This is a genomic window from Desulfobaculum sp. SPO524 (genome assembly GCF_044987625.1).
In the GTDB taxonomy this organism is placed as follows: Bacteria; Desulfobacterota; Desulfovibrionia; order Desulfovibrionales; family Desulfovibrionaceae; genus Desulfobaculum.
Map to the genome: position 1 here is coordinate 1 of NZ_JBJDSB010000019.1, position 265 is coordinate 265.

The window sequence follows — 265 nt, forward strand, 5'->3', positions numbered from 1 at the left end:
GCTTCTTTGGCCATCTCGCGGCGACGAGACGGCCTCAGGAATTTTTTGCAAGCGCCTCGGCAACAACTTCTGCTTTCATCTTCTCTTCGGCATACATGCGCTTAAGCAAGGCGTTTTCCCTTTCAAGCTCCTTCATGCGAGCCATCATGGAGGCATCCATCCCGCCGTACTTGGCTCGCCACTTGTAAAATGTGGCACTGCTCATACCGTGTTCACGGCAAAGTTGAGCCACAGGGATGCCGCTCTCGGCCTGCTTAAGAATCCC

1 pseudogene is annotated in these 265 nt (G+C 54.3%); it reads right to left on the minus strand.

The features are described from left to right. Positions 1-262, minus strand: a pseudogene (locus ACI3L3_RS16900) (transposase); the annotation flags it as partial. Positions 263-265 lie beyond the last annotated feature (3 nt).